The following is a 26,558-nucleotide window of genomic DNA, read 5'->3' as shown; positions in this document are numbered from 1 at the left end:
GCCCTGAGTGGGCGCGAGGGGCGAATCCGGGTGCGCTCGGACCATAGGCCCGCGCGTAACAAGGATTAACGGTGTTTGAAGTCCGGTTTGCGCTTTTCAGTGAAAGCCGCCATGCCTTCCTTCTGGTCTTCGGTCGCGAACAGCGAATGGAACACGCGGCGCTCGAACAGCAGGCCTTCGTTGAGCGAACCTTCGAAGGCGCGGTTGACGCATTCCTTGGCCATCATGACAGAAGGCAGCGACATGGAGGCGATGACGGTGGCCGCGTCCATGGCTTCTTCCATGAGCTTGTCGGCCGCAACCACGCGCGACACCAGGCCGGCGCGTTCCGCTTCCTCGGCGCCCATCATGCGGGCGGTCAGCGCCAGGTCCATGGCCTTGGCCTTGCCCACCGCGCGCGGCAGGCGCTGGGTGCCGCCGGCGCCCGGGATCACGCCCAGCTTGATTTCGGGCTGGCCGAACTTGGCGTTGTCGGCGGCAATGATGATGTCGCACATCATGGCCAGTTCGCAACCGCCGCCCAGGGCGTAACCGGCCACGGCAGCGATCACGGGCTTCTTGATGCGCTTGAGCGTTTCCCAGTTGCGCGTGATGTACTCGCCGCCATACACGTCCATGTACGACCAGTCTTTCATGGCGCCGATGTCGGCGCCGGCGGCGAAGGCTTTTTCGCTGCCGGTGATGACCACGGCGCCGATACCGGCATCCGCTTCAAACGCCAGCAGGGCCGCGCCGAGCTCATCCATCAGTTGATCGTTCAAGGCGTTCAGGGCCTTGGGACGGTTCAGCGTCAGCAGGCCGACGCGGCCCCGGGTTTCGACCAGCACAAACGACTCGCTCATTGATGTCTCCGAATAAGTATGAAAGTAAGATATGTCCATGGAAAAAGACAACGCTCTGCCGCTACTTTACCGCCTCGCGCCCCACGACCCGGCCGGACACCGCTACCGGATAACCCTAAGCATCGCAGCGCCCTCCCCCGGCGGCCAGCGCCTGTCGCTGCCGGCCTGGATTCCGGGCAGCTACCTGATCCGCGATTTCTCGCGCCAGATCGAATCGCTGGCGGCCTATTCGGGCTCGCGACGCGTACCGGTCGAGAAGATCGACAACCACACCTGGCAGGCCGCGCCCTGCGAGGGTCCGCTGCGGGTCGAGTACGAAGTCTATGCCTGGGACCTGTCGGTGCGCGGCGCGCACCTGGATGAGACTCACGGCTTTTTCAATGGCACCAGCGTGTTCCTGCGGGTGCATGGCCAGGACCATCTGCCGTGCCTGGTGGACCTGGCTCCGCCGCGTTCGATCCAGGGCTGGAAGGTCTACACCAGCCTGCCTGAAGCGCGCGGCCACAAGGGCGCCGCGCGCCGCCATGGTTTCGGGTTGTACCTGGCGCCCGACTATGACGCGCTGATCGATCATCCGGTGGAGATGGGCACGCCGCAGGTGTCGAGTTTCGTGGCGCATGGCGCGGAACACGAGTTGGTGTTCACCGGGGTTGCGCCCAATCTGGATCTGGCGCGGATCACGGAAGACGTACGCAAGATCTGCGAAACGCAGATCGCGTTCTTCGAGCCGCGCAGCAAGCGCGCGCCTTTCCTGGATAGCTCGGACCGCTACGTGTTCATGACGATGGTCACGGGCGACGGCTATGGCGGGCTGGAGCATCGCGCCAGCACGGCGCTGATGACGGCGCGCAAGGACTTGCCGGTGATGGGCCAGCAGGGCCAGGGCGAGGGCTATCGCGGTTTCCTGGGGCTGGTGAGCCATGAGTATTTCCATACCTGGAACGTCAAGCGGATCAAGCCGGAAGCCTTTGTTCCCTACGATCTTTCGCAGCCTGACCTGACGCGCCTGCTGTGGGTGTTCGAGGGTTTCACTTCCTATTACGACGATCTGCTGCTGCTGCGTTCGGGCGCGATCACGCAGCCCGACTATCTGCGCCTGCTGGCCAAGACCATCACCAGCGTGGCGCGCACGCCGGGGCGTACGAAGCAGTCGGTGGCGGAGAGTTCATTCGATGCCTGGACGCGCTATTACAAGCAGGACGAGAATTCGCCGAATGCGCTGGTCAGCTATTACACCAAGGGCGCGCTGGTGGCGTTGGGACTGGATCTGCTGATCCGCCGGGAAACGGACGGGGCACGCTCGCTGGATGATGTGATGCGTTTGCTGTGGGGCCGTTATGGGCGTGACTTTTATCAGGGCAAGCCGCAGGGTTTGGCCGAGGACGGGCTGCCGGCGTTGATTCTCGAGGCCACGGGCGTTGATACTCGGCTCTTCATTGCACGCCATGCCTATGGGACGGCGGATGTGCCGCTGGCTGAATTGCTGGAGCCGCAGGGCATCAAGCTGCAATGGAAGACGGCGGCCAATATTCCTTCGCTGGATGTGCGTACGCGCAAGCAGGGGGAGTCGCTGGTGCTGGCGACGGTGCTGGAGGGCGGCGCGGGGCATAAGGGCGGCTTGTCTGCCGGGGATGTGCTGGTGGCGGTGGATGGCTTGCGGGTGGATGCGCCGGCGGGGCTGGAGCTGTTGCTGGCGCAGTATCGGGCGGGGGACCGGATTACTGTGCATGTGTTCCGGCGGGATGAGTTGAGGGAGTTCCGGGTTAGATTGAGTCCGCCTGAGGCTTTGGATTGTGTATTGACGGGTTGAGTGTTTTTACTTCGCTCGGTTTTTTTGGGGCCGTGTGTTGTGGGACGGTCCTTGTTTTTTGGGCGGCCGGGTTTGGATTCTTAAGGCCGCCCGGCGCGGCGGGAGTGTCAGGATTTTTGTGTGCAGGCCTATGATGGTTTTCAAGGAGACCGCTCATGGCACGCAATCCGAAGTCCGCGAAGCAGTCCAGCCCGCCGGCGCTACCGGCCAGTGCAGAGCAGTTGCTCGATGAACTTGTAACCGGGCCGATGACAGCCGAGGCGGTGCAGGACACGTTCATGCTGTTGAAGAAGGCGCTGATCGAGAGAGCTCTGGGTGCCGAACTGGGCCGACACCTGGGCTACCCGGCGGGCCAGACTCGACCGCAGGCGTCGACCAACCAGCGCAACGGCAAGAGCAGCAAGACGGTGCTGACCGATGACGGCCCGCTGAAGCTGGATATTCCCCGGGATCGGGACGGCACCTTTGCGCCGATCCTGATCCCCAAGCACGCACGCCGGTTTACCGGTTTTGATGACAAGATCATCGCGATGTACGCCCGTGGCATGAGCGTGCGCGAGATCCGGGCGTTTCTGGACGAACAGTACGGCACCGACGTGTCGCCGGAGTTCATCAGTTCGGTGACCGAAGAGGTCATGGAAGAAGTGCAGACCTGGCAGAACCGGCCGCTGGAGCCGATGTTCCCCGTGGTGTTCTTCGACGCGCTACGGGTCAAGATCCGCGACGAGGGCTTGGTGCAGAACAAGGCCGTCTATCTGGCGTTGGGTGTGCTACCCGATGGCACACGCGAGATTCTGGGCCTGTGGATCGAGACCACCGAAGGCGCGAGGTTCTGGATGCGGGTGTTCAACGACCTAAAAACGCGAGGCGTCCAGGACATCCTGATCGCGGTGACTGACGGTTTAAAGGGGATGCCCCAGGCGCTGGAGGTCGTGTTCCCGGCCACCACGTTGCAGACGTGCATCGTGCATCTGATCCGCAATAGCTTGGGTTATGCAGGCTGGAAAGAACGCCGGACAATCGCCACGGCGTTGCGCCCGATCTACGCTGCGGTCAGCACCGAGGCCGCACAACAGGCTCTCGATGAGTTTGCCAAGAGCCCGTGGGGCGTGAAGTACCCCTTGATCGTCAAGGCCTGGAAAGGCGCCTGGGAACACGTCATCCCATTCTTCGTGTTCCCACCTGCGATCCGACGCGTGATCTACACGACGAACGCGATAGAGAGCGTGAACGCGCAGCTACGCAAAATCATCAAGACACGCGGCCACTTCCCCACCGACGACGCGGCGATTAAGCTGCTCTGGTTGGCGCTGCGAAACATCACCGTTAAATGGGGTTCGGCCACACATCATTGGACCGAGGCTATGCAGCAGTTCGCCATCCTCTACGAAGACCGATTTACCCGGAACCGTATCGACCCGCAACTGGGCAGCCAGTAAACAATGCAATGTCAGAACAATGCCTAAAACACAAAATTTCTGACATTCCCCGGCGCGGCGGCCCAGCCGGTGGCGCGGGGCAACGATTGCGGTCCGGAGCCTACGCTCCGGACTGCCCCTGCGTCATCCTCGTACGCCTTCGGCTCCCTACGGATTCCCTTGGGCTTATCGACGCCCCGCGCCACCGGCTGGGCCGCCGCGCCGGGCTCGGTTGTATGAATCTTTACGGGCGCTGGGACGAGCTGGGTGCTTGGGGTTCTGGCCTCGGTCTGGGGTTTGGCGAAGATCTTGCGGGGTCCGCCCCAGGGCGGCCGCGCGGGCGGCCTTCTGGGGCTTACGCGGAGTCTTGCGTCGGATGGTGACGCTGCGCGACGGTCACTGCCCTTCGTTGGCACCGTTGCGTTGGATGTTATGGCGCACCTCGCACGGTTCCCGGGATTCCGGCGTCTGGCATCAGTATGGCCACGACATTTTTGGACCGTCAGCGATTACGCCCTCACTCCTCCTTCATCTGCGCCGCAGTCTGCAAGAACGTATCCAACGCGCGTCTCCTGCCCAGCCTGCGGGTGACGGCGTAGACCATGGCGCGGGAGATATTGGCGGGCAGGCTGCAGATGGCGACCCGGTCGGTGGCATGGCGGCAGGTGGAACGCGGAACCAGGGCCACGCCCAGGCCTGCGGCGACGAGCGCCAGTTGGGCCGGGACTTCGGCGACGGTTTGGGCGGCGGACAGGGGCAGGCCGGCGCGGGCGCAGGTTTCGGCCAGGGTGCGGGCGAAGGCCGACGTGTCCTGGCGCAGCATGACGAAGGCTTGGCCGGCCAGGTCCTTCAGCTCCAGCCGCTTGCGAGCGGAGAGGGGGTGGCCCTTGGGGAGCACGGCCACGACGGGATCGGGCCATAGGGGCATGGACTGTAGTTCCTCGTCGTCGACGGCGGTGCGGGAGATGCTGACGTCGATGCGGTGTCCGCGCAGCGCGTCCAGTTGCGCGGCGGGATTCATTTCATTGAGCAGCACGGAGACCTGGGGATGGGACGCCTTGTAGCGCGCGATCAGGGCGGGGACTGGGCCCATGAAGTGCGATCCGGACAGGCCCACTTCGATGCGGCCCGCCAGGCCCTGGTCCACGGCGCGGACCCGCACGGTGGCGTCCTTCAGGCTGGCGAGGAGCGCGCGCACGTCGTTGAGGAAAGCTTCGCCGGCTTCGGTCAGGGTCACGCGGCGGTTGTTGCGGTCGAACAGCTTGACCTCTAGTTCGCGCTCCAGCTGCGCGATCTGCAGGCTGAGCGGCGGTTGCGAAATGTGCAGGCGGGCGGCGGCGCGGGTGAAGTTGAGTTCTTCGGCCAGCACGGCGAAATAGCGGAGTTGGCGGATTTCCATGGCGGTCAGTTATTTGGGAAAGATATCAAACCAGATAAAAACTATATTGGAAAATATCGTTCCCGGCGACCAGAATAAGTCCTGCCGATAGAGCACACGAGCACATCCGGGGACCTGCCATGAGACCGGCGCTAGCCGCCGCAGGCTCCGCCATCGGCTGACATCCGCATTCCGTATCGCCGAACTCCCGCGCATCGCAGCGGGCCGGCCCCTCTTACGCCTTTCGAGGAGCATCGCCATGACCACTTCCCCCCGCGCCCTGCGCATCGGCCAGATCGTGCCCAGTTCCAACACCACCATGGAAACCGAGATCCCGGCCATGCTGCGCCTGCGCGAGACCATTGCGCCGGAACGTTTCACCTTCCATTCCAGCCGCATGCGCATGAAGCAGGTGACGGCGGCGGAACTGGCGTCGATGGACCGCGAATCGGACCGTTGCGCGCAGGAACTGTCCGACGCGCGGGTGGACGTGCTGGGCTATGCCTGCCTGGTGGCGATCATGAGCCAGGGACTGGGTTATCACCGCGTCTCGCAGGAACGCCTGCACCAGGCCACGGTGGACAACGGCGCGCCGGCGCCGGTGATCTCCAGCGCGGGCGCGCTGGTGGAGGGCCTGCACGCCATCGGCGCGCGCAAGGTCTCGATCCTGACGCCCTATATGAAGCCGCTGACCAAGCTGGTGGTGGACTACATCGAAAACGAAGGCATCGAGGTGCAGGACAGCCTGTCGCTGGAGATCCCGGACAATCTGAAGGTCGGCGCGCAGGATCCGATGGCGCCTGCCAGCCATGTGGAGCGCCTGAACACGCGCGGCGTGGACGCGGTGGTGTTGTCCGCCTGCGTGCAGATGCCGTCCTTGGCATCGATCCAGCCGACACAGGATCGCCTGGGCCTGCCGGTGGTGACGGCCGCCGCAGCGACGGTCTACCGGATGCTGAAGGTGCTGGACCTGGAAGCGCGCGTGCCCAACGCGGGCGAGCTGCTGACCGGCAAGTACTGAGCCGGCGCGGGGCGCCCTACTTGCCCAGCGACAGGATCTCGTTGGCGTTGACGATGGCGCCCGCGATTTCCTCGGTGGTGACGCGCTTGTTCATGGCCTGCTCGCGGATCAGGTCGTAGGCCTGGTCCTCGGTGACGTTGCGCGTGCGCATGAGGATGCTCTTGGCCTCCGCGATACGGCGCACGCCCAGCAGCTTGCCCTCGAGCTTGCGCAGGCGCCGGGCATGCGACTTGATGTCGTCATAGACCTGGCGCGCCACCACCAGCGAAGACAGCAGGCCGAATGAGCGCACGGGCGAAGGCAGCACCGCTTTCGCGCCGATGCGCAGCACGGCCTCGACGATGGTCGGATTCTCGTAGGTGACGATGGCAATGACCATGGGCGCGTCGTCGCTCTTGGCCCATTCGAAGCCCAGGTCGATCACGTCCGGCCGCACGGCCAGGAATACCGCGTCCAGCCCTTCGGGCAGGGTGGGCGCCGGCGGCCAGAAGGTCTGGACCTGACAGCCGATGCGCTGAAGCTGTTGCGTCAACTGGCGGCCGTCGGCGTCGTCGGGATGATAGACCGCGATCCGCAGCGTGCGCAGGTCCTTGAGCAGGGAAGGCGTCGCGCGCTCCGCGCGCTGGCGGCTGGCGGTATCGCCCATCAGATGTCCAGCGAGCTCAGGGTGGCCGTCCAGTCGCCCAGCGAATGGGTGACCAGGTACGGATCGGGATGCACGGACCGCGTGGCCTCGCGCACGATGGTGAATTGGCCCTTGGCATTGACCCGGCCGACACGCGGATACAGGCAAGTGTGATGATTGGTGGGATCGATGCGCACCCGGCCCTGGGGCGCCTGGAATTCGCTTTGCAGCACGCGCGGCAGAATTTGCGCGATCTCGTCGGTGCCAGTGTCGCGGAAGGCGTTGGCGAAGATGTGCATCTGGAAGTACGCCGCTTCCCAGCAAAGATTGGGCACGCAGTCGTGGCCGAAGCGCCGCCGCAAGCGTTCCAGGCAGCGCCGGTTGATGTCGGAATCGATGGACTGGAAGTACGGCGCGGAGGTGAAATGGCCGGCTGCGACCTCGGGCTCCATCTGCGAGATCTCCGCTTCGGAGGTCGTCAGGCTGGCGATGGGCATGGTCTTCGGATCGAAGCCCGCGTCCGCGTAGGCGCGGTACAGGCAAGCGGTGGAGTTGCCGACCACGGTGGAGAAGATGAAGTCCGGGCGCTTGTTGCGGATGTCGTCCAGAATTTCCCGGTAATCGCGCTCGGTCGCGGTCAAGGGCACGTAGCGCTCGCCGAGCTTGGCGCTATCCTGCCGCTGCAACACGAGTTCGCCCATGATGCGGTTGGACTCGTAGGGATAGATGTAGTCCGAGCCGATCAGGTAGACCCGGGCGCCGAAGTTGGCGGTCATGAACTCCGCCAGTTGCACGCTGTTCTGGTTGGGCGCGGCGCCGGTATAGATGATGTTGTTCGAGAACTCGAACCCTTCGTACAGCGTCGGGTAGAACAGCAGCCGGTTCCACTTCTCGACCACCGGCAGCACCGCCTTGCGGCTGCTGGACATATAGCAGCCGAATATGACGTTTACGCGGTCTTGCGTGATCAGCTTTTCGGCCAGCACGCTGTAGGTGGCGGGGTCCGACCTCGGGTCGTAACGCACCGGCACGATCTCACGGCCGTCGACGCCGCCCGCCTCGTTGATCTCGTCGATGGCCAGCAGCGTGCCTTGCAGCTGGGAACGGCCTATGGTCGATGTGGCCCCCGTTTCAGAGAACAACACGCCTACACGGATGGGATCTTTGTTTGCCATGATCGGGAGGCCCGCTGGCGCGGACATCCATCCTTTTTCGAGTTCATCAGTTTCAGCACAGCCGCAGCCGCCGTCAACACGTGGATTCCTGGGGTCGTCACGGCGCCGCCCTGGCATAGACGCGGACCAGCGCCTGCGGCAGCGCCGCCGGGTTCGTCACGATCCGGTAGCCGCGAAAGCCGAACATGGCGCGCAGCTGCGGTTCGGCCTTGGCGTCCAGCGCAACGCAATGCACGCTCACGCCGCGCCCGCGCAATTCCAGCACCGCCTCGCGCGCGTCGTCCACCAGATAGCGCGGGTCGTGCGCGTCGACATCGGAAGGCTCGCCGTCGGTCACGACGATGATGGCGCGCCGCTCCCCCGGGACGAGCAGCGCCAGCCCGCCTGCATGCCGCAGCGCCGCGCCCAGGCGCGTCGAATAGCGGGCCTGGGCCGCGCCTATGCGGCCCAGCGCCGTCGCCACCGGAGCGCCGGGCTCCAGCAGCCGGTAGTAATACACCGCCGCCCGCGTATCCGAACAGAAGCCGTGCACGGCAATCCTGTCGCCTTCGCCCGATGTGGCCTGCGCCAGCAGCATCGCTGCCTGCTTCTCCAGATCCAGCACCGTCGTCCCGGCGTCGGATGCCAGGTCGTTGGCCGAAGCCGACAGGTCCAGCAGCACCAGCGTGCTGCTGGCGCAGGGCTGGCTGCCGGGCCGCATGAAGAAGCGGGCGTCGGGCGCCAGATCCAGGCGCCGGTCGATCAGGACCTCGATCGCGGCGTTCAGGTCGATGTCATCGCCCTCCCATTGCCGCCTCAGGCGGCGCGCGCGGCTCAGGCGTCGCGACTGCGGCAAGGCCAGGCGTTGCACAGGAGCGGCGGGCGCAGGCGGCGCCGTGCCGTTCCAGCCGGGCAGCTTCTCGATCACGGTGCACCAGTCCGGCCGGCTGCGGCCCAGCTTGTAGTCCCATTCCGGATAGCGATAGCGCCCCAGTTCCGTTTCGTCGGCAGCTTGCTGTACGTCTTCCTGCCCTTGCGGCGCCGCGTCGCGGGGCTCGGGCGCCATCCCCTGCGAACCCAGGGTCAGTTCAGGCGGCGGTTCGGCCGCGTCGCCGTAGTCCCACAGGTAGGCGTTGTCGTCGCGGTAAGGGACCGGCACGGCGTATTGCTGCGGATTGAAGCGCACCCGCATCTGGCCCAGGTCGTTCGCCAGTACCGACGCCAGGCGGCGAAAGGCCGCCGTGTCCCGCAGGTCGGCGGACTGCGCCTCGAACAATGCCCGCGCCTTGTTCACCCAGTGGTTGTCGTCGCGCAGCGACGGGTCCATCAGCAGACGGCTCATGCGCTGGATCAGCGCCGCGAACCCCAGGTCCGCAGGATCGGGCGGCGGCGGCGCGAACGGTAGGAACCAGCGGCGCACGCCGGGATAGTCCACGGCCAGCAGCCGCTCCACTCGCGCGTCCTCAATGGCGGACACCACTGCCACGCCCATGGGCTTCAGGCTCGCGACCGGTTGCGCCGCCGGCGAATAGCGCAGATGGGCCGCCGCATGCGCCACGGCCGCGCGGTACAGCGCCCAGCGGTCGGCGCCGTCCAGCACGGTGTAGCTGTCCGGCACCAGCAGATGCGTAGGTGCGAGAATGGGGCGCGAAGGCGGACCGTCCAGCGCCGGACGCCGCAAGGCTTCGACCCCCATGGCTCTGCCCGAAAGGCCGCACAGAAGCCATGACAGCCGCGCCTGCGCGGCTTCCAGATCCTGCGCGCCCGCTTCGCCGTTCAGGGCCTCGCGCGCATAGGCATCGCGCAACTGGAAGTAGGCGCGCAGCAAGGCGGGCTGGCGTTCGTAGCGCCGCAGGCCCGCCAGCATCCAGCGCCCCAGCCCGCCCGCCGTCAGCTTCGCCATCAACTGGTCGAGCCGCTCCGCCACGGCTGCGGCGCACTCCGCGTCTTCGTCGTGCAGCAAGTCGATCCAGCGCCGCACTGCCGCGGCCTGGTCCTCGCCGCTGCGCGCGGCCAGGCGGCGCAACTTGTCGTCCAGCGTGCCTGCCAGGCGTGCGCCGGCGCCGGCTCCCTCCCCCGCGGACAGGACGGCTCGCATGTTCATTCCAGGTTCGCATCGACCAGCGCCCGCAGCGCGGCCGCCATGTCGGGGTCGTCAGTCAGCGCACGCGTCATCGTCATGTCGCAGCTCTCGGCGGGACTGACGCCTTCGCGGATCAGGATGCCGGCGTAGATCAGCATGCGGGTGGACACGCCCTCGTCCAGCCCATGGCGCTTGAGCTCGCGCGAACTGTGCGCGATCCGCACCAGCCGGTCCGCCAGCCCGACGGCTATGCCCGCCTCGTGCGCCACGATTTCGGCCTCGTGCCCGGGTTCCGGATAGTCGAAATCCAGCGCCACGAAACGCTGCCGGGTGGAGGGCTTGAGGTCCTTGGCGCTGCTCTGGTAGCCAGGGTTGTAGGACACCACCAACTGGAAATCCGGATGGGCTCGCACCACCTCGCCCTTCTTGTCCAGGGGCAGGATGCGCCGCGCATCGGTCAGCGGATGGATGACGACCGTCGTGTCCTGGCGCGCCTCCACGATCTCGTCCAGGTAGCAGATGCCGCCATGGCGTACCGCCAGCGTCAGTGGGCCGTCATGCCAGGCGGTGCCGTCGGCGTCCAACAGGTAGCGGCCCACCAGATCAGAGGCCGTCATGTCCTCGTTGCACGCCAGCGTGACCAGCGGCCGGCCCAGCTTCCAGGCCATGTACTCCACGAACCGCGTCTTGCCGCAGCCGGTGGGACCCTTCAGAATTATTGGCAGCCGATGCGCGTACGCATGTTCGTACAACGCGGTTTCCCGCCCCGTCGGGCGGTAAAAGGGTTCTTGCGCAATCCGGTAGGTATCGAGCGGAGACGGCACGGTTCATGTCCTCGGAAAGCGTCCGTCCGGCACGGCAGGCCGGACGGACCGGATGATCGGCAGGCGCGCCTAGCGATGCTTTGCGTCCTCGTTGGGAATGCCTTCCATCGGGCACTCCGGCGTGCCCACCGTGGACCGGGTAAAGGACTCGACCATCTTGCGCGTGCCCTCCGGATCGTTGATCCAGTTGGCGTAGAAGTTGTAGGGGCAGGCCGCGACGCCCGTGGCCTCCTCGCCGGAATTGATCTTGCCGGTGTAGCCGCGATGCACCAGTTTGAACAGGTGGTTCTGCGACTGCATGTTCTTGCGCGCGTCGCGGATCAGGCTGGTCGACAGCTCGGCGTACTGCACGCCCATGTCTTCCTCGCCGCATTCGCCCAGCGTGCGGCCGTCGAAGCCGATGATGGCCGAATGGCCGAAGTAGGAATAGACGCCATCGAAACCCGCGGCGTTGGCCACCGCCACATAGACGTTGTTCATCCACGCCATGGCCTTGGACACCATGACCTGCTGATCCTTGGCCGGGTACATATAGCCCTGGCAGCGTACGATCAGTTCCGCGCCGCGCATGGCGCAATCGCGCCAGATCTCGGGGTAATTGCCGTCGTCGCAAATGATGAGGCTGATCTTCAAGCCCTTGGGGCCTTCCGACACATAGGTGCAATCGCCCGGATACCAGCCTTCGATCGGCACCCAGGGCATGATCTTGCGGTACTTCTGTACGATCTCGCCCTTGTTGTTCATCAGGATGAGCGTGTTGTAGGGCGCCTTGTTGGGGTGCTCTTCGTGGCGCTCCCCCGTCAGCGAGAACACGCCCCAGACGTTGGCCTTGCGGCAGGCGTCGGCGAACACCGCGGTCTCTTCGCCCGGAATGGCCGACGCGGTTTCGTACATTTCCTTGGCGTCGTACATGATGCCGTGGGTCGAGTACTCGGGGAAGATGACCAGGTCCATGCCGGGCAGGCCGCGCTTCATGCCCACGACCATGTCGGCGATCTTGCGGGCGTTCTCCATCACCTCCGCGCGGGTGTGCAGCCGCGGCATCTTGTAGTTCACGACGGCCACGCCCACGCAATCGTTGCTGCTGGAGATATCTCCATGTCTCATGACAATGCTCCTCGGTGGTTGACGGTCATACCGTCAGGAAAGATCTGACTTTTTCCTGGTCCAGGTTCTCGCGGCACGCCTCATGCACGATGCGGCCCCGATCTATCACCAGGAAGCGGTCGGCCAGGTCCAATGCGAAGCCCAACATCTGTTCCGACACGACGATGGCGAAGCCGCGTTCCTCGCGCAGCGCATTCAGGACCCGCGCGATGTCCTTGATAATGGAAGGCTGGATGCCCTCGGTAGGCTCGTCCAGGATCAGCACGCGCGGATCGGAAATGAGCGCCCGGGCGATCGCCAATTGCTGCTGCTGTCCGCCGGACAGGTTGCCGCCTTTGCGCCGGCGCATCTCATGCAGGACCGGAAAAAACCGGTACAGGTATTCCGGCACGGCCTTGAGCCCGCTGCGCTCGGCGCCCGTCAGGATGTTCTGCTCCACGGTCAGGAACGGGAAGATCATCCTGCCCTGCGGCACGAAGGCCAGCCCATTGCGTACACGCTGGTAGCTCTCCATGCCCGCCAGTTCCACGCCGTCCAGCCGGATGCTGCCCGAGCCCGACCGCAGCATGCCGATCAGCGCCTTGAGCAAGGTGGTCTTGCCCATGCCGTTGCGGCCCATGATGGCCACGGATTCCCGGGGCGCCACGTCGAAGCACACGTCGTGAACGACGTGGGATTCCCCGTAACTCACGTTCAGCTTGTCGATCTGGAACACGGCGCGCCCTCCTATCAATGGCCCAGGTACACATCCAGCACGCGCGGATCGGCTTGCACCTCGGCCACGGTGCCTTCGCTCAGCAGCCGGCCCTGGTGCAGCACGGTGACTTTGTGCGCGATGCGCTTGACGAAATCCATGTCGTGCTCGATGACGACCATCGATTTGCCGCGCGAGATCCGCGCCAACAGCTCGGCGGTCTGTTCGCGTTCGCGCGGACTCATGCCGGCCACCGGTTCATCCAGCAATAGCAGCTGCGGGCTCTGCATCAGCAGCATGCCGATCTCCAGCCATTGCTTCTGCCCGTGGCTCAGGCGGCCCGCCTTCTCCGCCAGGCGGTCCTGCAGAAAGACTTGTGCGGCCATGTCCTGGATGCGCTCGCGGATGTCGGCCGTACGCCGGAACCGCAACGAGCGGACCACGCCGTGCGCGTTGGGCAACGAGATCTCGAAGTTCTCCAGCACGGTCAGGTCTTCGTAGACCGATGGCGTCTGGAACTTGCGCCCCACGCCGGCGCGCACAATGTCGAACTCCGCCATCCGCACCAGGTCGCGGCCCTGGAACATCACGCGGCCCGCGGACGGCCGGGTCTTGCCGCAGATGATGTCCAGCAGCGTGGTCTTGCCTGCGCCGTTGGGGCCGATGATGACGCGCAGTTCGTCCTGCGCCACGCGCAGGCTCAGCCCGTCCACGGCCCGAAAGCCGTCGAACGAGACTGTCAGATCCTCGACGCTCAGGATGGCGCCCGGCGCCGGGCGGTCGCTGCTCATGTCCATGCTGGCGGGCTCCTGCAGGTCCAGGGTGGCGCTCATCGCGCGCTCCCCGCGGCGCGGCGCGCCTGGATCTGGCCGAACACGCCGGCCAGGCCGTTGGGCATGATCACGACCACCGCAATGAAGATGGCGCCCAGGAAGTACAGCCACACTTCCGGGAAGGTCTCGGACAGATAGGATTTGAGAAAGCCGATCAGCAAGGCGCCAACCACGGCTCCGGGAATCGACAGGCGGCCGCCGACCGCGGCATAGATCACCATTTCGATCGACGCCACCACGCCGATCGCTCCCGGGGAGATCAGGCCCACCTGCAGGGTGAAGAATGCGCCGCCGATGGACGAAAGGACCGCAGCCACCGCGAAAATGCAGGCTTTCACGTGCGCCGTGTCGTAGCCCGAGAAGCGCACGCGGTCCTCGCGGTCGCGGATGGCGATCAGGATCTTGCCCAACCGGCTGCGCACGATCGCCAGCGCCGCCAACATCGCCACGATCAGCGCCCCAGCCTCGATGAAGTACAGCGCCTGCTTGCCATCGTCGCCGACGATGTCCCAGCCCAGCAGCGTGCGGAAGTCGGTAATGCCATTGGCCCCGCCCGTGTCTCCCTGCTGGCCGATGATGAGGACAGTCAGCGTCATCGCCAGGGCCAGCGTCACGATGGCGAAGTACACCCCGCTGACCCGCTTGCGGAAAATGGCCAAGGAAAACAGATAGGCGGCCAGGCCCGGCAGGACCACGATCAGCAAGAGCGTCAGCGTCAGCGAGTGGAACGGCTGCCACCAGACCGGCAGGCTATCCACGCTGCTCCACACCATGAAGTCGGGCAGTTCCGGCGCGGAAGCCTCCAGCTTCAGGAACATGGCCATCATGTAGCCGCCCAGCCCGAAGAATATGCCTTGCCCCAGGCTCAACACGCCGCTGTAGCCCCAGGTCAGCACGATGCCTATCGCCACGAAGGCGAACGCCATGTACTTGCCGACCAGGTTCAGCCGGAACGGATCCAGCGACAGGGGCAGCACAGCCAGGATCAGCGCCGCGACCAGCAGGATCGCGATCTCTTCGGTTTTCCGGTGCAGGGCCTTCATCGCATCACCCCCGAGTCTTATTGGCGAACAGCCCGTTTGGGCGGAAATAGAGCACTACGATCACCAGGACCAGGATCGTGACCTTGGCCATCGAGCCGCTCATCAGGTATTCCAGCGTGGTCTGCGACTGCGCGATGGCCAGGCCGGAAAACGCCGTTCCCAACAGACTCTGCACGCCGCCGAACACCACCACGATGAACGAGTCGACGATGTAGAGCTGGCCGGTGCCGGGGTTGGTCGACCCGATCATGGTGAAGACACAGCCGGCGATCCCCGCCAGGCCGGAACCCAGCGCGAAGGTCAGCGCGTCCACGCGCCGCGTGTTGATGCCGACGGCGCCTGCCATCGCGCGGTTCTGCGTGACGGCGCGCACCCGCAGGCCCCAGGCGCTGCGATAAAGCAGCAGGTACACGCCCACGGCCACCAGCAATGTCAGGCCGAGGATGAAAATGCGGTTCAGCGGGAACTGCAGGTCGGGCGTGGGCTCCCACGCGCCGCTGAGCCAGGAGGCCAGCGGCACGCTGACCTCCTGCGCGCCGAATATCGAGCGGTAGGCTTGCTGCAGGATCAGGCTCAAGCCCCAGGTCGCCAGCAGCGTGTCCAGCGGACGGTTGTAGAACCAGCGTATGAAGCCGCGCTCAAGCACATAGCCAAATGCGAAGGTAACCAGGAACGCCAGCGGAATGGCCGCGAACAGATAAACGTCCATCCAGCCCGGCGCCCAATGCTGGAACGCCGCCGAGACCAGATAGGTCGTGTAGGCCCCCATGGCCATCAGTTCGCCGTGGGCCATATTGATGACGCCCATCAGGCCGAACACGACGGCCAGGCCGATCGCCATCAGCAGAAGAATGCTGAAGAGGCTGATCCCGTTGAAAAACTGCATTGCCGCAATGTCGAGATTCATGGTCACGTTCCAGGCTGTGCCGGCGGCATCGCCGCCGGCCATGGGCTCGCGCGCATCCGCCAGCGCGCGCTACAGCTTCGGGAAGGGATTGGGTTCGATCAGGTCCGCCGATTCCCAGACGATGTCGAACTGCCCATCGGGCCGGGCCTTGCCCACGCGTACCTTCTTCCAGACGTGATGGTTGGTTTCATGCACGCGCACGGTGCCCTCCGGCGCTTGCAATGTGAGACCCGCCGAGGCCGCGATCACCTTGTCGGGATCGAACGAACCGGCCTTCTCCACGCCGAGCTTCCACAGGTACACGCTGTTGTAGGCAACCTCCATCGGGTCGCCGATGACGCGGTCCTGGCCGTACTTGGCCTTGAACGCTTTGACGAACTTTTCGTTGGCCGGATTCTGCAGGCTCTGGAAATAACCCATGCAGGCGTAGTAACCCGCCGCGTTGTCCTTGCCTATGCCTTCGATCTCGTTCTCGGACACCACCGTGGACAGCAGCACGACGCGGGTTCCGTCCAGGCCGGCCGCGCGCAGCTGCTTGTAGAACGCCACGTTCGAACCGCCCACCACGGTGCTGTAGATGCACTCGGGCTTGGCCGCCTTGATCTTGTTGATGATGGAAGAAAATTCCGTGTGCCCCAGCGGCGCGTACTCTTCTCCCACCACCTTGGCGTTCATGCGCGCGATGGCCGGCTTGGCGATCTTGTTGCAGGTGCGCGGATAGATGTAGTCGGAGCCGACCAGGAAGAAGGTCTTGCCCTTTTCTCGCGCCATCCACTCCACCGCCGCGATCACGGACTGCGTGGCTTCCTGCGACGGGTAGAACACCCGCGCATCCTGCTCCTGGCCCTCGTAGTAGGTCGGGTAGTAAAGCAGGCCCTTGCTGCGCGAGAGCACGGGCAGCAAGGCCTTGCGCGAGGCCGAGGTATAGCAGCCCACGATGGCCGCGACCTTGTCGCGGTCGAGCAGCTTGCGCGCCTTCTCGGCGAACACCGCGTTCTCGCTCGCGCCGTCTTCGACCACGGGTTCGATCTTGCGGCCCATCACGCCGCCCGCGGCGTTGATCTCTTCGATCGCCAGCTTTTCCGCGTCCACCAGCGAAGCCTCGGCGATGGCGATGGTGCCGGACAGGGAATGCAGCAGGCCCAGTTTGACGGTGTCTTGGGCGTAAGCCTGGCGGGGCAAGGCTGCCATCCCCGATGCGGCACTCAGTAAGACCATGGAGCCGCTGTGCTGCAGAAAGCGGCGGCGGTTGTATACGCTCATCGTTGCGCTCCTGTGCGTTTCTGAAGGCAAGCCTCCGGCCGGGGCTTGCACGCAAGCCCTGAACTGCCCGGGATTGGACAGGCGCCATTGCCCACCACATCACGACGACTGCCGTCCGCCCGCAGCGTCCACGTTTCTTCAGGCAAAGCTGCGCCCACGGCGCAGCGAAACGCCATTCGAAGAGAAGCGATGGACAAACGGAAAACGAAAAGGCCCGAGCCGGAAATTCCGGCTCGGGCCTTTTTGCCCTACGCCTGACTGGCAACACTGGCAGTCGGCGAAAATTTGAAGACGAACTTGCGTCTGGAAGGCATTCTGAAGAAGCGTGTGGCGCTATGCCATGCGTATTTTCCCTTAGCGGCCGCGACGCGATGCCAAGGCGCGGCGCAAGGCTGGCGCGGCAGCCTGCAGGTACTGCCACAAGCGGTTCGACACCGGGCCTTGCGCCCGGTCCGTGCGCCGCGCCGCCACCAGTTCTTCGACGCTGCCGGGCAGATGGCGGTTGGCAATGGAAAGCAGACTGCCGTCACGCAGTTCATCGTCGATGAGAAAGCGCGGCATATGGCCCCAGCCCATGCCTTGCAGGATGATTTCCTTCTTCATCAACTGGTCAGCCACCGTGCACTGGCGCGCGCCTTCGACGGTGAAATAGTCTTGCGATGGCGAGTGCGTGGCGGTATCGCGCATGACGCATTGCGTGTAGTCGCGCAGCAGCGCGGGCTTGATCGCGCGCGGCACGGGCTCACGCAGAAAGCCCGGCGCCACGACGGGCACGAAAGGCACTTTGACCAAATCGACCCATTCGATGCGGGCGTCGTTCTTGTCGACGCGATGCAGGATGAGGTCGGCCTCGCCATCGTAAAGGCGTTCCAGCGGCCCGGACACGGCTTCGAAGTGCAGGTCCAGGCGCGTGGCCGGACAGTCCGCGAAGAAACGGCTCAACAAGCCCAGCACGTAGGGCCGCGGGCAGAAATCGCCGATCACGATCCGCAGTTCGGTTTCCTCGCCCATCGCCAGTTGTTCGGCGTGCGCACGCAAGGCGGTCAGCTCGCGCAGCAGCGATTGCGCACGGGCGTGGAAGGACTGCCCCGCGGCTGTCAGGCTCACGCGGTAGCCGCTGCGGTCCAGCAGGGCCAGGCCCAGCTGCCGTTCCAGCTTGGCCACGGCGGCGAACACCGCCGGGTGCGAACGGTGCAGCGTTACCGCGGCCGCCTGGAAGCCGCCGGCGCGCGCCACCGCGTCGAAGCACTGGAGATCGTGCAGCGTGAATTCGCTCATGTCTGTTTTTCCGACAATGATTGTGAGAACTTTGTAATTTTTTCTTGAACGGTGCGCAACTACGATTTGCCTCACACCCATCACCGAGAGGCGAACCATCATGCAAGATATCTCCCACTACACCGCCGGCGACGGCGCCCGCATCGCCTACCGTTACGATGGCCACGCGGACCTGCCCACGCTGGTGCTGGCGAACTCCATCGGCACCACGCTGCACATGTGGGACGCGCAGATTCCCGCGCTGACCCGCCACTTCCGCGTGCTGCGCTATGACTACCGCGGCCATGGCGCGTCCAGCGTGCCGCAAGGCCCCTATTCGCTGGACCGCCTGGGCCGCGATGTGCTGGAACTGCTGGATGGGCTGGGCATCGAGCGCGCGCATTTCCTGGGACTGTCGCTGGGCGGCATCGTCGGCCAGTGGCTGGGGGTGCATGCTCCCGAGCGCGTCGGCCGCCTGATCCTGAGCAACACTTCGGCCTATCTGGGACCGGCGCCGCAATGGGACGAACGCATCGCCGCCACGCTGCGGGCGGAAGACATGTCGGAAACAGCCGAAACGTTCCTGAAGAACTGGTTTCCCGCGTCCTGGTTACGAGATGGCAACCCTGCCGTCGAACCGTTCCGCGCCATGCTGCTGAGCACCGACAAGCACGGCCTGGCGGGCGCATTTGCGGCCGTGCGGGACTTCGACCTGCGCCGGACCATCGCCCTGGTCCCCAATCCGACACTGGTCATCGCCGGCCAGCACGACACCGTCACTGCGGCCAGCCATGGCGAGCAGATCGCCGCGACCATTCCCGGCGCCAGGCTGCTGACGCTGCCGGCCGTGCACTTGGCCAACATCGAATTGCCCGAGGCGTTCGAAGCCGCGGTGATGGAATTCCTGCTCGCGGCCTGAGCCAGCCGCCTTATTCCGCGCCGCGCTCCCAGCGGCGCTGGATGGCCTTGGCTGCGACCACGCCGTCGGCCATGGAGGTGACCACGCAGGGATGCATCCGGTGCGCCACCTCGCCCACGGCATAGATGTCCGGCACGCTGGTTTCGGCGGTGGCGAAGTCCGTGCGGATGTAGCCGCGCTCGTCGCGGGCCAGATGCAGGCTGTCGGCAAAGCCGGCCTGGGGCTCCCAGCCGTAGAAGACCAGGATCAGGTCGTATTGCCTGCCGTCCACGCTGCGGCTGGCGGGGTCCACCTTGTACGGGCCGATGTGCACGCCTTCGCGGCCGGCGCGCGTCACCCATTGCTGCTGGGCACGGACGCTGCGGGCATAGAGATGCACGCTGCGGGCGCCGCGGTTGCGTACATAGACGTAGTTTTCGAAAGCGTTGTCGCCCCCGCCCAGTACCGCCACCGACAGTCCCGAGTAGTCCTGCGCCACGATGGGCGAGCCGGGACCGATCAGCACGCCCGGCCAGGATGCGCCCGGTGCATGGTCCGGCAGGCCCTTGGCGCGCACGCCGGAGGCGATTACCAGGGTGCGCCCGCGCACCAGGGATTGGGCGCCATCCGGGCCGGCCAGCGTAGCCTCGATGCCGCCCTTGCAGGGACGCACCCCCGTTACGCGGGTTTCCAGGCGCAGCGGCACGCCGGCCGCACGCACGCTGGCGTCGATATTGGCGGCCACCTGCTGCCCGGTGACGCCCGGCAGCACGGCAATCCAGTCGTCGGCGAAGGGGTTGTCATTGCCCAGCCCGCCGAGTCGGGGGCCGGCCTCGACCAGTAGCGGGGACAGGCCCAGCCGCGCCAACCACAGGGCGCAGGAGGCGCCGGCCGGGCCGCCGCCTACAATGACCGAATCGTGCATCTGTTGCATTTCACCCCTTATTGACTGCGCCAGCGCCTCGCGGACGCCCGGACATGGCCGGATTGTAGCCAGCGCGCCGCCCTCGTTCCGCTGTCGCCTTACAATTCCGGGCTACCCCACCCAGGTTTTCATCATGCCTACACGCCGTATCATTCTTTCCGGGCTGGCGCTCGACGCCCGCATCGGCATCCTCGAGCACGAGCGCCGCGCCACCCAGCCCCTGCATGTCGACGCCGAATTCGACGTGGACATCCAGCGCTCGGTCGACGATCACGATATCCACAGCGTGCTGGACTACCGCCGGCTGCGCGAAGCCATCGTGGAAGAATGCACGCAGGCGCACGTGAACCTGATCGAAACCCTGTCGGAGCAGGTTGCGGCACGCCTGCTGGCCGACTTCCAGGAAATCCGCGCGCTGCGCCTGCGCATCAGCAAACCCATGGCCTTTTCCGACTGCGCGGCGGTAGGCGTGGAAATCCAGATCACGCGTTGACCATGAACGATATTGCTACCCCCGAGGTGCGCTTTCGCACCGAGGCCGAAGAAAAGGCCCGCCACGAAGGCAACAAGCTGACCAAGCGCCTGGCGCGCGAAACCACCCGCGCCCTGTCCGACTACAACATGATCGGGGAAGGTGACCGGGTAATGGTCTGTCTGTCAGGCGGCAAGGATTCCTATGCGATGCTGGACATCCTGCTGCAGCTGCAGAAGCGCGCCCCTTTCAAGTTCGAGCTGATCGCAGTCAACCTGGACCAGAAGCAGCCGGGCTTTCCCGACCATATCCTGCCCGAGTATCTGAAGACGCTGGGCGTGCCCTTCCACATCGAGACGCAGGACACGTATTCCATCGTCACGCGCGTGCTGGAAGAAGGCAAGACCATGTGCTCGCTCTGTTCGCGCTTGCGCCGCGGCATCCTGTACCGTGTCGCCTCCGAACTGGGCGCCACCAAGATCGCGCTGGGCCACCACCGCGACGACATCCTGGGCACGTTCTTCCTGAACCTGTTCTACGGCGGCAAGGCCAAGGGCATGCCGCCCAAGCTGGTGTCCGACGACGGCCGCCACACGGTGATCCGCCCCCTGGCCTATGTGCCGGAGACCGACCTGATCGCCTATGCGGAACTCAAGCAGTTCCCCATCATTCCCTGCAATCTCTGCGGCTCGCAACAGAACCTGAAGCGCAAGGAAGTGGGCCGCATGATCAAGGAATGGGACAAGCAGCATCCGGGTCGCTCGTGGAACGTGTTCAACGCGCTGTCGCGCGTGGTGCCTTCGCACCTGATGGACCGGGACCTGTTCGACTTCGTGGGCCTGAAGCCCACCGGCGTGCCGGACGCCAACGGCGACACGGCGTTCGACGCCGAGGATCCACAGGAAGATTCCGCTGAAGCCTGTGGCGACGCGCCGCAAGCGCAGGAGCCGGGCGCCATCGTCGAAAAGAAGGTGACGTTCACGCGCGGATGAACACTGCGCGGAAATGAAAAAGGCTGCTTGTGCAGCCTTTTTCTTTTACAGGCGCAACGCCTACGCGTTCAGCACGCGGATGGGTTTGCCCGCATGCCATGCCTTCACCGCTTCCAGCGCGTTCTGATAGAAGGCTTCGAAATTCTCGCGGCTGACGTAGCCGAGGTGTGGGGTCAGGATGACGTTGTCCAGATCGCGCACGGTGTCGGTGGGCGACAGCGGTTCCTCGGGATAAACGTCCAGGCCGGCGCCCGCGATGCGGAACTTCACCAGCGCGTCCATCAGGGCTTCCTGGTCCACTAGGCCGGCGCGCGAGGTGTTGACCAGGTAGGCGGTCGGCTTCATCGCGGCCAGCGCGGCGGCGTCGACCACGTGGCGGCTGCGTTCGGACAGGATCAGGTGCAGGCTGACCACGTCGGACGTGGCGAAGAGTTCGTGCTTGTCTACCCGCTTCACGCCTGCGGCCTCGGCGCGCTCGTCGGTCAGGTTGGGGCTCCAGGCCACCACGTCCATGCCGAAGGCCAGCCCCACCTTGGCCACCGCCGCGCCCAGCTTGCCCAGCCCCAGCACGCCCAGGCGCTTGCCCGCCAGCGGTTCGGGCATGGCCGTCTGCCACATGCCGCGGCGCATGGCTGCGTCTTCGGCCGGGAGGTGCTTGAACAGGCCCAGGATGTGCGCCCAGGCCAGCTCGGCCGTGGCGGTGTTGGCGTCGGCGCTGCCAGGCGCGCCGCAGACGATGATGCCCTGCTCGGCGCAAGCCTGCATGTCGATGGCGTTGTTGCGCATGCCCGTGGTGACCAGCAGGCGCAGATTCGGCAGGGCGCGGATCCGTTCGGCGGGGAACGGCGTGCGTTCGCGCATGGCGACGATCACGTCGAAGGATTCGAGCGATGGCTCGACCTGCCCTTCCGGGATGAAATTATTGAAGATCCGCACCTCGGCGTCACCGCCCAGCGAGGTCCAATCCGCGTAGCGCTTCGCTACGTCGTGGTAATCGTCGAGTATTGCGATTTTCAAGAGCTGTCTCCGGGGGCTTGGCGCCTGTGGCGCCAGCCTCCCGGCCGGCGCTACGCGCCGGTCAGTTCAAGCGGGCTTTGAATTGCTCCAGGGGCAAGGCGCCACTGACGCGCGAGCCGTCTGCAAAGAAGGTGGTCGGCGTGCCGCGCACCATCAGCTTCTGGCCCAGGGCCAGCAGCTTGTCCTCGGGCACGTCGCAATTCGCGGTGGCGGGCTTCTTGCCGCGCAGCATCCAGTCGTCCCAGGCGGCGCCAGGATCCTTGGAGCACCACACGTCGCGCACCTTGTCCTTGGAATCCGGCGACAGGATGGGATAGAGGAAGGTGTAGACGGTGATGTTGTCGACGTCTTCCAGCGTCTTGCGCAATTGCTTGCAGTAGCCGCAATTGGGGTCCTCGAAAATTGCGACCTTGCGCGAGCCGTCGCCCTTGACCTGCTTGATGGCCAGGTCCAGCGGCAGCTGATCGAATGACACGGCGCTCAGGCGCTCCTGCGTTTCGCGGGTGACGTCGCGGCGCGTCATGGCGTCGATCAACGGACCTTCCATGACCCAGGTCACCTTTTCATCTGTGTAGATCAGGTCCATGCCCAGCTGCACTTCAAACAGGCCGTAAGGCGTGCGGCGCACGGCCGTCACGTCCATGCCGTCGAAACGCTGGCGAAAGCGATCCTTGACCGCGTCCGCCACGGGGTCGGCCGGCGCCACCTGGGTGGTGGAGTAGCTCTTGTCGCCCTTGCCGGGCTGGCCCACGGACTGGGTGGAGACAGACTTGTCGCCCTGAGCCGCTGCGCCGGCGGACATGCCCAGGCCCGCGGCCAGGAAACAAGCCGCCAGAGTGGCGGATATGCGGAAATTCATCGGTACTCCTGTACTTATCTATCGTGTTCTTGTGCGGAAAGGGTAACCGATCCGCACTGCAGCCAAGCCGGCCTGCACGGGCAGGCGCCCCCTATGGGTCAGACAGTTCGCCTATGAGCTAGGTTCCGCGGAGCGGATCCCGCCCTAATTGGCCGAGGCGCCGGTAATCAGGCGGCGCTTGATCAGCGGCGCCCATTCCACCCAGTGCATGCCCGCATTGCGCAGCCAGACCAGCGGCGTCGCCCGCGAGGCGAACAGCTTGTGCAGACCGTCGGTGGCCAGACGCATGGCCAGCACCGGTTCGGCGCGCGCGCGCTGGTAGCGGTGCAGCACGCGCAAGTCGCCCGCCGTGCGATAGGCTTCGCGGCCGGCGACGACCCGGGCCAGGGCCTCGACATCGCCCAGGCCCAGATTCAGCCCCTGGCCCGCCAGCGGGTGCAGGCGGTGCGCCGCGTCGCCCGCCAGCGCGATGCCGGGCGCGACCATCTGGGCGCGTTCCAGCGTCAAGGGGAAGCCATGCAGCTTGCTGCGGACCTTCAGCCTGCCCAGGCGGCCTTCGGCGGCATCGCCCAGCAGGGTCTCCAGGCGTGCGGCTTGTTTCTCAGGCGGCAAGGCCAACAGCGCCTGGGCCAGCTCGGTGCGCATGGACCAGACCATGGAAACCTGCGGACCGGCCGAGGTGTCGGGCAGCGGCAGCAGCGCCAGCACGCCGTCGTCGCGGAACCACTGGAAGGCGGTGCCCTGGTGCGGGCGCTCCGCGTCCAGGTGCACCACCAGGCCCGTGTCGTCGTAGGACACGGCCTCATGCTTCAGCCCGGCAGCCTCGCGTAGCGGCGATGCGGCGCCATCGGCGCCTACGAACAGCTCGGCCTCGATGCGCGCACCGCTTTCGGTGTCGATCGCGCCGTCCCGGTAGCCGGTGCAGCGATCCTCCAGCCAGGGAATGCCGAACATGCGGACCGCCTGGATCAGCACGCGTTCGATTTCGCCGGACTCGACGATCCACGCCAGCTGCGGCAGCGCCGCCTGCCAGGCGCTCAGGTTCACCTGGCCGTCGGCGTCGCCGTGGATTTCCATGGCGGTCACCGGCGTCAGCCGGGACGCGGGCATGGCGTCCCACACGCCGAGTTCGGCCAGAAAGCGCTGGCTGGCGGGCGAAATGGCGTAGACGCGCGGGTGGTAGCGGTCCGAATCGGCCGGCGGCACGCTGGCGCGCGGCGCCAGCACGGCCACGCGCTGGCCGCGGCGGGCCAGCGCCAGGGCGGTGGACAGGCCGACGATGCCGGCCCCGCAAACGACGATCTGATGGCTCATCTTGCGCTCGGCTCCCCGGCCTGTTTCGGCCACAGCACCCACATCTGGCCGCGCTGCTTCATGCGGCCAGCCTGCTGGCCGGCGTCGTCGCCGTAGCCCCAGTAGAAGTCGGCGCGCGCGGCGCCGCGGATGGCCGTGCCCGTGTCTTGAGCCAGCACCAGGCGTTGCAGCGGCCGGTCGGAAGCCGGATAGGTGGTGGCCAGGAACACCGGCGTGCCCAGCGGCACGAAGCCCGCGTCGACCGCGATCGAACGCATGGGGGCCAGCGGCACGGCGTAGGCGCCCTTGGGGCCTTGTTCCGGATCAACCACCATTTCTTCGCGGAAGAACACCACCGCCGGGTTGGCGTTGAGCATTTCCGGCACGCGCTTGGGATTGCGTTGGGCCCAGGCGCGGATGTTCTGCATGGAGGCCTGGTCGGCGGACAGCTCGCCGCGGTCGATCAGCCAGCGGCCGATGGACGCGTAGGGTTGGCCGTTATGGTCGGCATAGGCCACGCGGATGGTCTTGCCGGAATCGGGGCCGTCGGTCAGCTGCACGCGGCCGGAGCCCTGCACCTGCAGGAAGAAGTTGTCGACGGGGTCGTCCACCCACACCAGCACGGGCGGGCGGCGGCCCGAGGACTCGATGGCGGCGCGCGAGTCGTAGGGCACCACGCGCTTGCCGTCCAGCTTGCCGCGCACGCGCTTGCCCGCCAGTTCCGGATAGATCGAGCCCAGGTCGATGGTCAGCAGGTCCGCGGGCACGGTGTACAGCGGCCATTGATGGCTGCCGCCCTGGCGGCGCGAGCCGCGCACCAGAGGTTCGTAATAGCCCGTCACGGTATTGGTGGCCGGCTTGCCGTCGGCGGCGTTCAGGCGCCAGGGCTGCAAGTAGGTCTGGAGGAAGCGGCGCACGCCCTCGCCGTCGCCGGCAGCCGGCGCGCGGGCCGGATCGACCGCAGCAGCGCAGACCGGTTGCCAAGCCCGCGGCGTGGCGCGCGCGGGCGCGGCCAGGTTGCCGCTGGTCGGCCGCATCAGGCCGCGGCAATTGCGCAGAAACAAGGGCCAGAAGCGCGACAGGTCATCATTGCTCCAGCCGGGCATCTCGGACCAGTTGGCCGCCTTGTACTTGCCGGCCAGCGCGCGCGGCGGGGTGTCCGGCAAGGATGCCAGCGACGGCACCACCAGGGGGCCGTCGGCGGCAGGCGCGGACGGACCGGGGATGCTGGACGAGCCCGAGTCGGGCGGGATATCGGAGGGGGTGGAACATGCCGCCAGCAAGACGGACAGCACGGACAGACTGAGAATGCGCTTCATGAGCAAATAAAAAAACGTGCGACGGGTGGCCGGGCCATTCAATGCAGGGTACGCGGCATGGCCAGGACGAATTCGGCGATCGACACTTCGAACGGAATGCCGTTCTCGCCGACGCAGTGATAGGTGCCCCGCATCGTGCCCACCGGCGTGGGCAGGGGACAGCCGCTGGTGTATTCGAAGGTTTCGCCGGGCGCCAGCAAGGGCTGCTGCCCAACGATACCCAGGCCGCGCACTTCCTGCACGCGCTGGTTGCCGTCGGTGATGATCCAGTGGCGACTGATCACCTGCGCGGGATGCTCGCCGGTGTTGGTGATGCGGACGGTATAGGCGAACACGAACTGCTGTTCGGCAGGGTCGGACTGTTCGGGCACGAAGCGCGGAGAGACAGAGACGCTCAGGTCGTAAGGTTTCACAGTCCTTCCCTGTGTGATGCTGGCAAGCCACCGTGGTACGGCGCCGGACGCTGGAAAAGACGCGATTCCCGGACCCGCCGGGCCGGGCCATTCCCGGTACCGCGCCTCAAA

Annotated in this window: 25 protein-coding genes; 6 read left to right on the top strand and 19 right to left on the bottom strand. The window is 65.8% G+C overall.

Annotated features, from left to right (window positions below):
• Window positions 1-65 precede the first annotated feature (65 nt).
• Window positions 66-842, bottom strand: coding sequence for an enoyl-CoA hydratase (locus tag AXYL_RS01830; protein ID WP_013391124.1), 777 nt, complete (start codon window positions 840-842; stop codon window positions 66-68).
• A 31-nt stretch (window positions 843-873) separates the two neighbouring features.
• Here AXYL_RS01830 and AXYL_RS01825 point away from each other — a divergent pair, with 31 nt between their 5' ends.
• Complete coding sequence (locus AXYL_RS01825) at window positions 874-2,652, top strand: M61 family metallopeptidase (protein WP_013391123.1); 1,779 nt, start codon at window positions 874-876, stop codon at window positions 2,650-2,652.
• A gap of 155 nt (window positions 2,653-2,807) precedes the next feature.
• Window positions 2,808-4,091 (top strand): IS256 family transposase, encoded by a 1,284-nt coding sequence (locus AXYL_RS01820; protein WP_013391122.1) that lies wholly within the window; start codon window positions 2,808-2,810, stop codon window positions 4,089-4,091.
• A gap of 496 nt (window positions 4,092-4,587) precedes the next feature.
• Here the strand turns inward: AXYL_RS01820 and AXYL_RS01815 are convergent, their stop codons facing one another.
• Window positions 4,588-5,469, bottom strand: a complete 882-nt coding sequence (locus AXYL_RS01815; RefSeq protein WP_013391121.1) for a LysR substrate-binding domain-containing protein — start codon at window positions 5,467-5,469, stop codon at window positions 4,588-4,590.
• A 238-nt stretch (window positions 5,470-5,707) separates the two neighbouring features.
• Here AXYL_RS01815 and AXYL_RS01810 point away from each other — a divergent pair, with 238 nt between their 5' ends.
• Entirely contained in the window at window positions 5,708-6,469 is a 762-nt protein-coding gene (locus AXYL_RS01810) for an aspartate/glutamate racemase family protein (RefSeq protein ID WP_013391120.1), read from the top strand.
• 16 nt (window positions 6,470-6,485) lie between these two features.
• On the opposite strand, the gene AXYL_RS01805 is transcribed toward AXYL_RS01810, so the two are convergent.
• The 11 genes from AXYL_RS01805 to AXYL_RS01755 form a co-directional block, all read right to left on the bottom strand.
• Entirely contained in the window at window positions 6,486-7,115 is a 630-nt protein-coding gene (locus AXYL_RS01805; RefSeq protein ID WP_013391119.1) for an ANTAR domain-containing response regulator, read from the bottom strand.
• Window positions 7,115-8,269 carry a transporter substrate-binding domain-containing protein gene (locus tag AXYL_RS01800; RefSeq protein WP_013391118.1) on the bottom strand — a complete coding sequence of 385 codons (1,155 nt, stop codon included), beginning with the start codon at window positions 8,267-8,269 and terminating at the stop codon, window positions 7,115-7,117. Before AXYL_RS01800 ends, AXYL_RS01805 begins: the two co-directional genes overlap by 1 nt.
• Window positions 8,270-8,366: 97 nt before the next feature.
• On the bottom strand, window positions 8,367-10,346 hold the full coding sequence (locus tag AXYL_RS01795) for a nitric oxide reductase activation protein NorD (RefSeq protein ID WP_237709972.1): 1,980 nt from the start codon (window positions 10,344-10,346) through the stop codon (window positions 8,367-8,369).
• A 2-nt stretch (window positions 10,347-10,348) separates the two neighbouring features.
• Window positions 10,349-11,155 carry a CbbQ/NirQ/NorQ/GpvN family protein gene (locus AXYL_RS01790; protein WP_013391116.1) on the bottom strand — a complete coding sequence of 269 codons (807 nt, stop codon included), beginning with the start codon at window positions 11,153-11,155 and terminating at the stop codon, window positions 10,349-10,351.
• A gap of 69 nt (window positions 11,156-11,224) precedes the next feature.
• Window positions 11,225-12,262: an aliphatic amidase gene (locus AXYL_RS01785; protein WP_013391115.1), complete on the bottom strand. Its 1,038-nt coding sequence runs from the start codon at window positions 12,260-12,262 to the stop codon at window positions 11,225-11,227.
• Window positions 12,263-12,287: 25 nt separating this feature from the next.
• Entirely contained in the window at window positions 12,288-12,977 is a 690-nt protein-coding gene (gene urtE, locus AXYL_RS01780) for an urea ABC transporter ATP-binding subunit UrtE (protein WP_013391114.1), read from the bottom strand.
• Between the two features lie 14 nt (window positions 12,978-12,991).
• Window positions 12,992-13,753, bottom strand: a complete 762-nt coding sequence (gene urtD / locus AXYL_RS01775) for an urea ABC transporter ATP-binding protein UrtD (protein ID WP_085947826.1) — start codon at window positions 13,751-13,753, stop codon at window positions 12,992-12,994.
• 32 nt (window positions 13,754-13,785) lie between these two features.
• Entirely contained in the window at window positions 13,786-14,832 is a 1,047-nt protein-coding gene (gene urtC / locus AXYL_RS01770; protein ID WP_013391112.1) for an urea ABC transporter permease subunit UrtC, read from the bottom strand.
• A 4-nt stretch (window positions 14,833-14,836) separates the two neighbouring features.
• Window positions 14,837-15,739 carry an urea ABC transporter permease subunit UrtB gene (gene urtB / locus AXYL_RS01765; protein ID WP_041654757.1) on the bottom strand — a complete coding sequence of 301 codons (903 nt, stop codon included), beginning with the start codon at window positions 15,737-15,739 and terminating at the stop codon, window positions 14,837-14,839.
• Window positions 15,740-15,808: 69 nt separating this feature from the next.
• Entirely contained in the window at window positions 15,809-17,002 is a 1,194-nt protein-coding gene (gene urtA, locus AXYL_RS01760; protein ID WP_013391110.1) for an urea ABC transporter substrate-binding protein, read from the bottom strand.
• Window positions 17,003-17,356: 354 nt separating this feature from the next.
• Complete coding sequence (locus tag AXYL_RS01755; protein ID WP_013391109.1) at window positions 17,357-18,280, bottom strand: LysR family transcriptional regulator; 924 nt, start codon at window positions 18,278-18,280, stop codon at window positions 17,357-17,359.
• 100 nt (window positions 18,281-18,380) lie between these two features.
• Between AXYL_RS01755 and pcaD the strand changes: the two genes are divergently transcribed.
• Complete coding sequence (pcaD, locus tag AXYL_RS01750; RefSeq protein WP_013391108.1) at window positions 18,381-19,178, top strand: 3-oxoadipate enol-lactonase; 798 nt, start codon at window positions 18,381-18,383, stop codon at window positions 19,176-19,178.
• A 10-nt stretch (window positions 19,179-19,188) separates the two neighbouring features.
• Here the strand turns inward: pcaD and AXYL_RS01745 are convergent, their stop codons facing one another.
• Window positions 19,189-20,091: an NAD(P)/FAD-dependent oxidoreductase gene (locus AXYL_RS01745; RefSeq protein WP_013391107.1), complete on the bottom strand. Its 903-nt coding sequence runs from the start codon at window positions 20,089-20,091 to the stop codon at window positions 19,189-19,191.
• Between the two features lie 124 nt (window positions 20,092-20,215).
• Between AXYL_RS01745 and folB the strand changes: the two genes are divergently transcribed.
• Both folB and ttcA read left to right on the top strand, forming a co-directional pair.
• Window positions 20,216-20,575: a dihydroneopterin aldolase gene (folB, locus tag AXYL_RS01740; RefSeq protein ID WP_013391106.1), complete on the top strand. Its 360-nt coding sequence runs from the start codon at window positions 20,216-20,218 to the stop codon at window positions 20,573-20,575.
• Between the two features lie 2 nt (window positions 20,576-20,577).
• Entirely contained in the window at window positions 20,578-21,546 is a 969-nt protein-coding gene (gene ttcA / locus AXYL_RS01735) for a tRNA 2-thiocytidine(32) synthetase TtcA (RefSeq protein WP_013391105.1), read from the top strand.
• A gap of 60 nt (window positions 21,547-21,606) precedes the next feature.
• Here the strand turns inward: ttcA and AXYL_RS01730 are convergent, their stop codons facing one another.
• From AXYL_RS01730 to apaG, 5 genes are all read right to left on the bottom strand, one after another.
• Window positions 21,607-22,563, bottom strand: a complete 957-nt coding sequence (locus AXYL_RS01730) for a D-2-hydroxyacid dehydrogenase family protein (protein ID WP_013391104.1) — start codon at window positions 22,561-22,563, stop codon at window positions 21,607-21,609.
• A gap of 61 nt (window positions 22,564-22,624) precedes the next feature.
• Window positions 22,625-23,422, bottom strand: coding sequence for a DsbC family protein (locus AXYL_RS01725; RefSeq protein WP_013391103.1), 798 nt, complete (start codon window positions 23,420-23,422; stop codon window positions 22,625-22,627).
• A gap of 144 nt (window positions 23,423-23,566) precedes the next feature.
• Window positions 23,567-24,736, bottom strand: a complete 1,170-nt coding sequence (locus AXYL_RS01720; protein ID WP_013391102.1) for a UbiH/UbiF family hydroxylase — start codon at window positions 24,734-24,736, stop codon at window positions 23,567-23,569.
• Window positions 24,733-26,034 (bottom strand): murein transglycosylase A, encoded by a 1,302-nt coding sequence (locus tag AXYL_RS01715; RefSeq protein ID WP_013391101.1) that lies wholly within the window; start codon window positions 26,032-26,034, stop codon window positions 24,733-24,735. The genes AXYL_RS01720 and AXYL_RS01715 overlap by 4 nt, the downstream gene beginning before the upstream one ends.
• Before the next feature lie 38 nt (window positions 26,035-26,072).
• Window positions 26,073-26,447 (bottom strand): Co2+/Mg2+ efflux protein ApaG, encoded by a 375-nt coding sequence (gene apaG, locus AXYL_RS01710; protein WP_013391100.1) that lies wholly within the window; start codon window positions 26,445-26,447, stop codon window positions 26,073-26,075.
• Between the last annotated feature and the right edge of the window lie 111 nt (window positions 26,448-26,558).

Source organism: Achromobacter xylosoxidans A8 (assembly GCF_000165835.1).
Lineage (GTDB): Bacteria > Pseudomonadota > Gammaproteobacteria > Burkholderiales > Burkholderiaceae_B > Achromobacter > Achromobacter xylosoxidans_B.
Note: the sequence above shows the minus strand (reverse complement) of the source record. Positions and strands in the feature narration are given on the sequence as shown.

What these genes read in the sequence shown, in the direction of transcription:
- AXYL_RS01830 (WP_013391124.1), bottom strand. Translation starts at nt 842, where the DNA reads ATGAGCGAGTCGTTTGTGCTGGTCGAAACCCGGGGCCGCGTCGGCCTG.
- AXYL_RS01825 (WP_013391123.1), top strand. Translation starts at nt 874, where the DNA reads ATGTCCATGGAAAAAGACAACGCTCTGCCGCTACTTTACCGCCTCGCG.
- AXYL_RS01820 (WP_013391122.1), top strand. Translation starts at nt 2,808, where the DNA reads ATGGCACGCAATCCGAAGTCCGCGAAGCAGTCCAGCCCGCCGGCGCTA.
- AXYL_RS01815 (WP_013391121.1), bottom strand. Translation starts at nt 5,469, where the DNA reads ATGGAAATCCGCCAACTCCGCTATTTCGCCGTGCTGGCCGAAGAACTC.
- AXYL_RS01810 (WP_013391120.1), top strand. Translation starts at nt 5,708, where the DNA reads ATGACCACTTCCCCCCGCGCCCTGCGCATCGGCCAGATCGTGCCCAGT.
- AXYL_RS01805 (WP_013391119.1), bottom strand. Translation starts at nt 7,115, where the DNA reads ATGGGCGATACCGCCAGCCGCCAGCGCGCGGAGCGCGCGACGCCTTCC.
- AXYL_RS01800 (WP_013391118.1), bottom strand. Translation starts at nt 8,269, where the DNA reads ATGGCAAACAAAGATCCCATCCGTGTAGGCGTGTTGTTCTCTGAAACG.
- AXYL_RS01795 (WP_237709972.1), bottom strand. Translation starts at nt 10,346, where the DNA reads ATGCGAGCCGTCCTGTCCGCGGGGGAGGGAGCCGGCGCCGGCGCACGC.
- AXYL_RS01785 (WP_013391115.1), bottom strand. Translation starts at nt 12,262, where the DNA reads ATGAGACATGGAGATATCTCCAGCAGCAACGATTGCGTGGGCGTGGCC.
- urtD (WP_085947826.1), bottom strand. Translation starts at nt 13,753, where the DNA reads ATGGACATGAGCAGCGACCGCCCGGCGCCGGGCGCCATCCTGAGCGTC.
- urtC (WP_013391112.1), bottom strand. Translation starts at nt 14,832, where the DNA reads ATGAAGGCCCTGCACCGGAAAACCGAAGAGATCGCGATCCTGCTGGTC.
- urtB (WP_041654757.1), bottom strand. Translation starts at nt 15,739, where the DNA reads ATGAATCTCGACATTGCGGCAATGCAGTTTTTCAACGGGATCAGCCTC.
- urtA (WP_013391110.1), bottom strand. Translation starts at nt 17,002, where the DNA reads ATGAGCGTATACAACCGCCGCCGCTTTCTGCAGCACAGCGGCTCCATG.
- AXYL_RS01755 (WP_013391109.1), bottom strand. Translation starts at nt 18,280, where the DNA reads ATGAGCGAATTCACGCTGCACGATCTCCAGTGCTTCGACGCGGTGGCG.
- pcaD (WP_013391108.1), top strand. Translation starts at nt 18,381, where the DNA reads ATGCAAGATATCTCCCACTACACCGCCGGCGACGGCGCCCGCATCGCC.
- AXYL_RS01745 (WP_013391107.1), bottom strand. Translation starts at nt 20,091, where the DNA reads ATGCAACAGATGCACGATTCGGTCATTGTAGGCGGCGGCCCGGCCGGC.
- folB (WP_013391106.1), top strand. Translation starts at nt 20,216, where the DNA reads ATGCCTACACGCCGTATCATTCTTTCCGGGCTGGCGCTCGACGCCCGC.
- ttcA (WP_013391105.1), top strand. Translation starts at nt 20,578, where the DNA reads ATGAACGATATTGCTACCCCCGAGGTGCGCTTTCGCACCGAGGCCGAA.
- AXYL_RS01725 (WP_013391103.1), bottom strand. Translation starts at nt 23,422, where the DNA reads ATGAATTTCCGCATATCCGCCACTCTGGCGGCTTGTTTCCTGGCCGCG.
- AXYL_RS01720 (WP_013391102.1), bottom strand. Translation starts at nt 24,736, where the DNA reads ATGAGCCATCAGATCGTCGTTTGCGGGGCCGGCATCGTCGGCCTGTCC.
- AXYL_RS01715 (WP_013391101.1), bottom strand. Translation starts at nt 26,034, where the DNA reads ATGAAGCGCATTCTCAGTCTGTCCGTGCTGTCCGTCTTGCTGGCGGCA.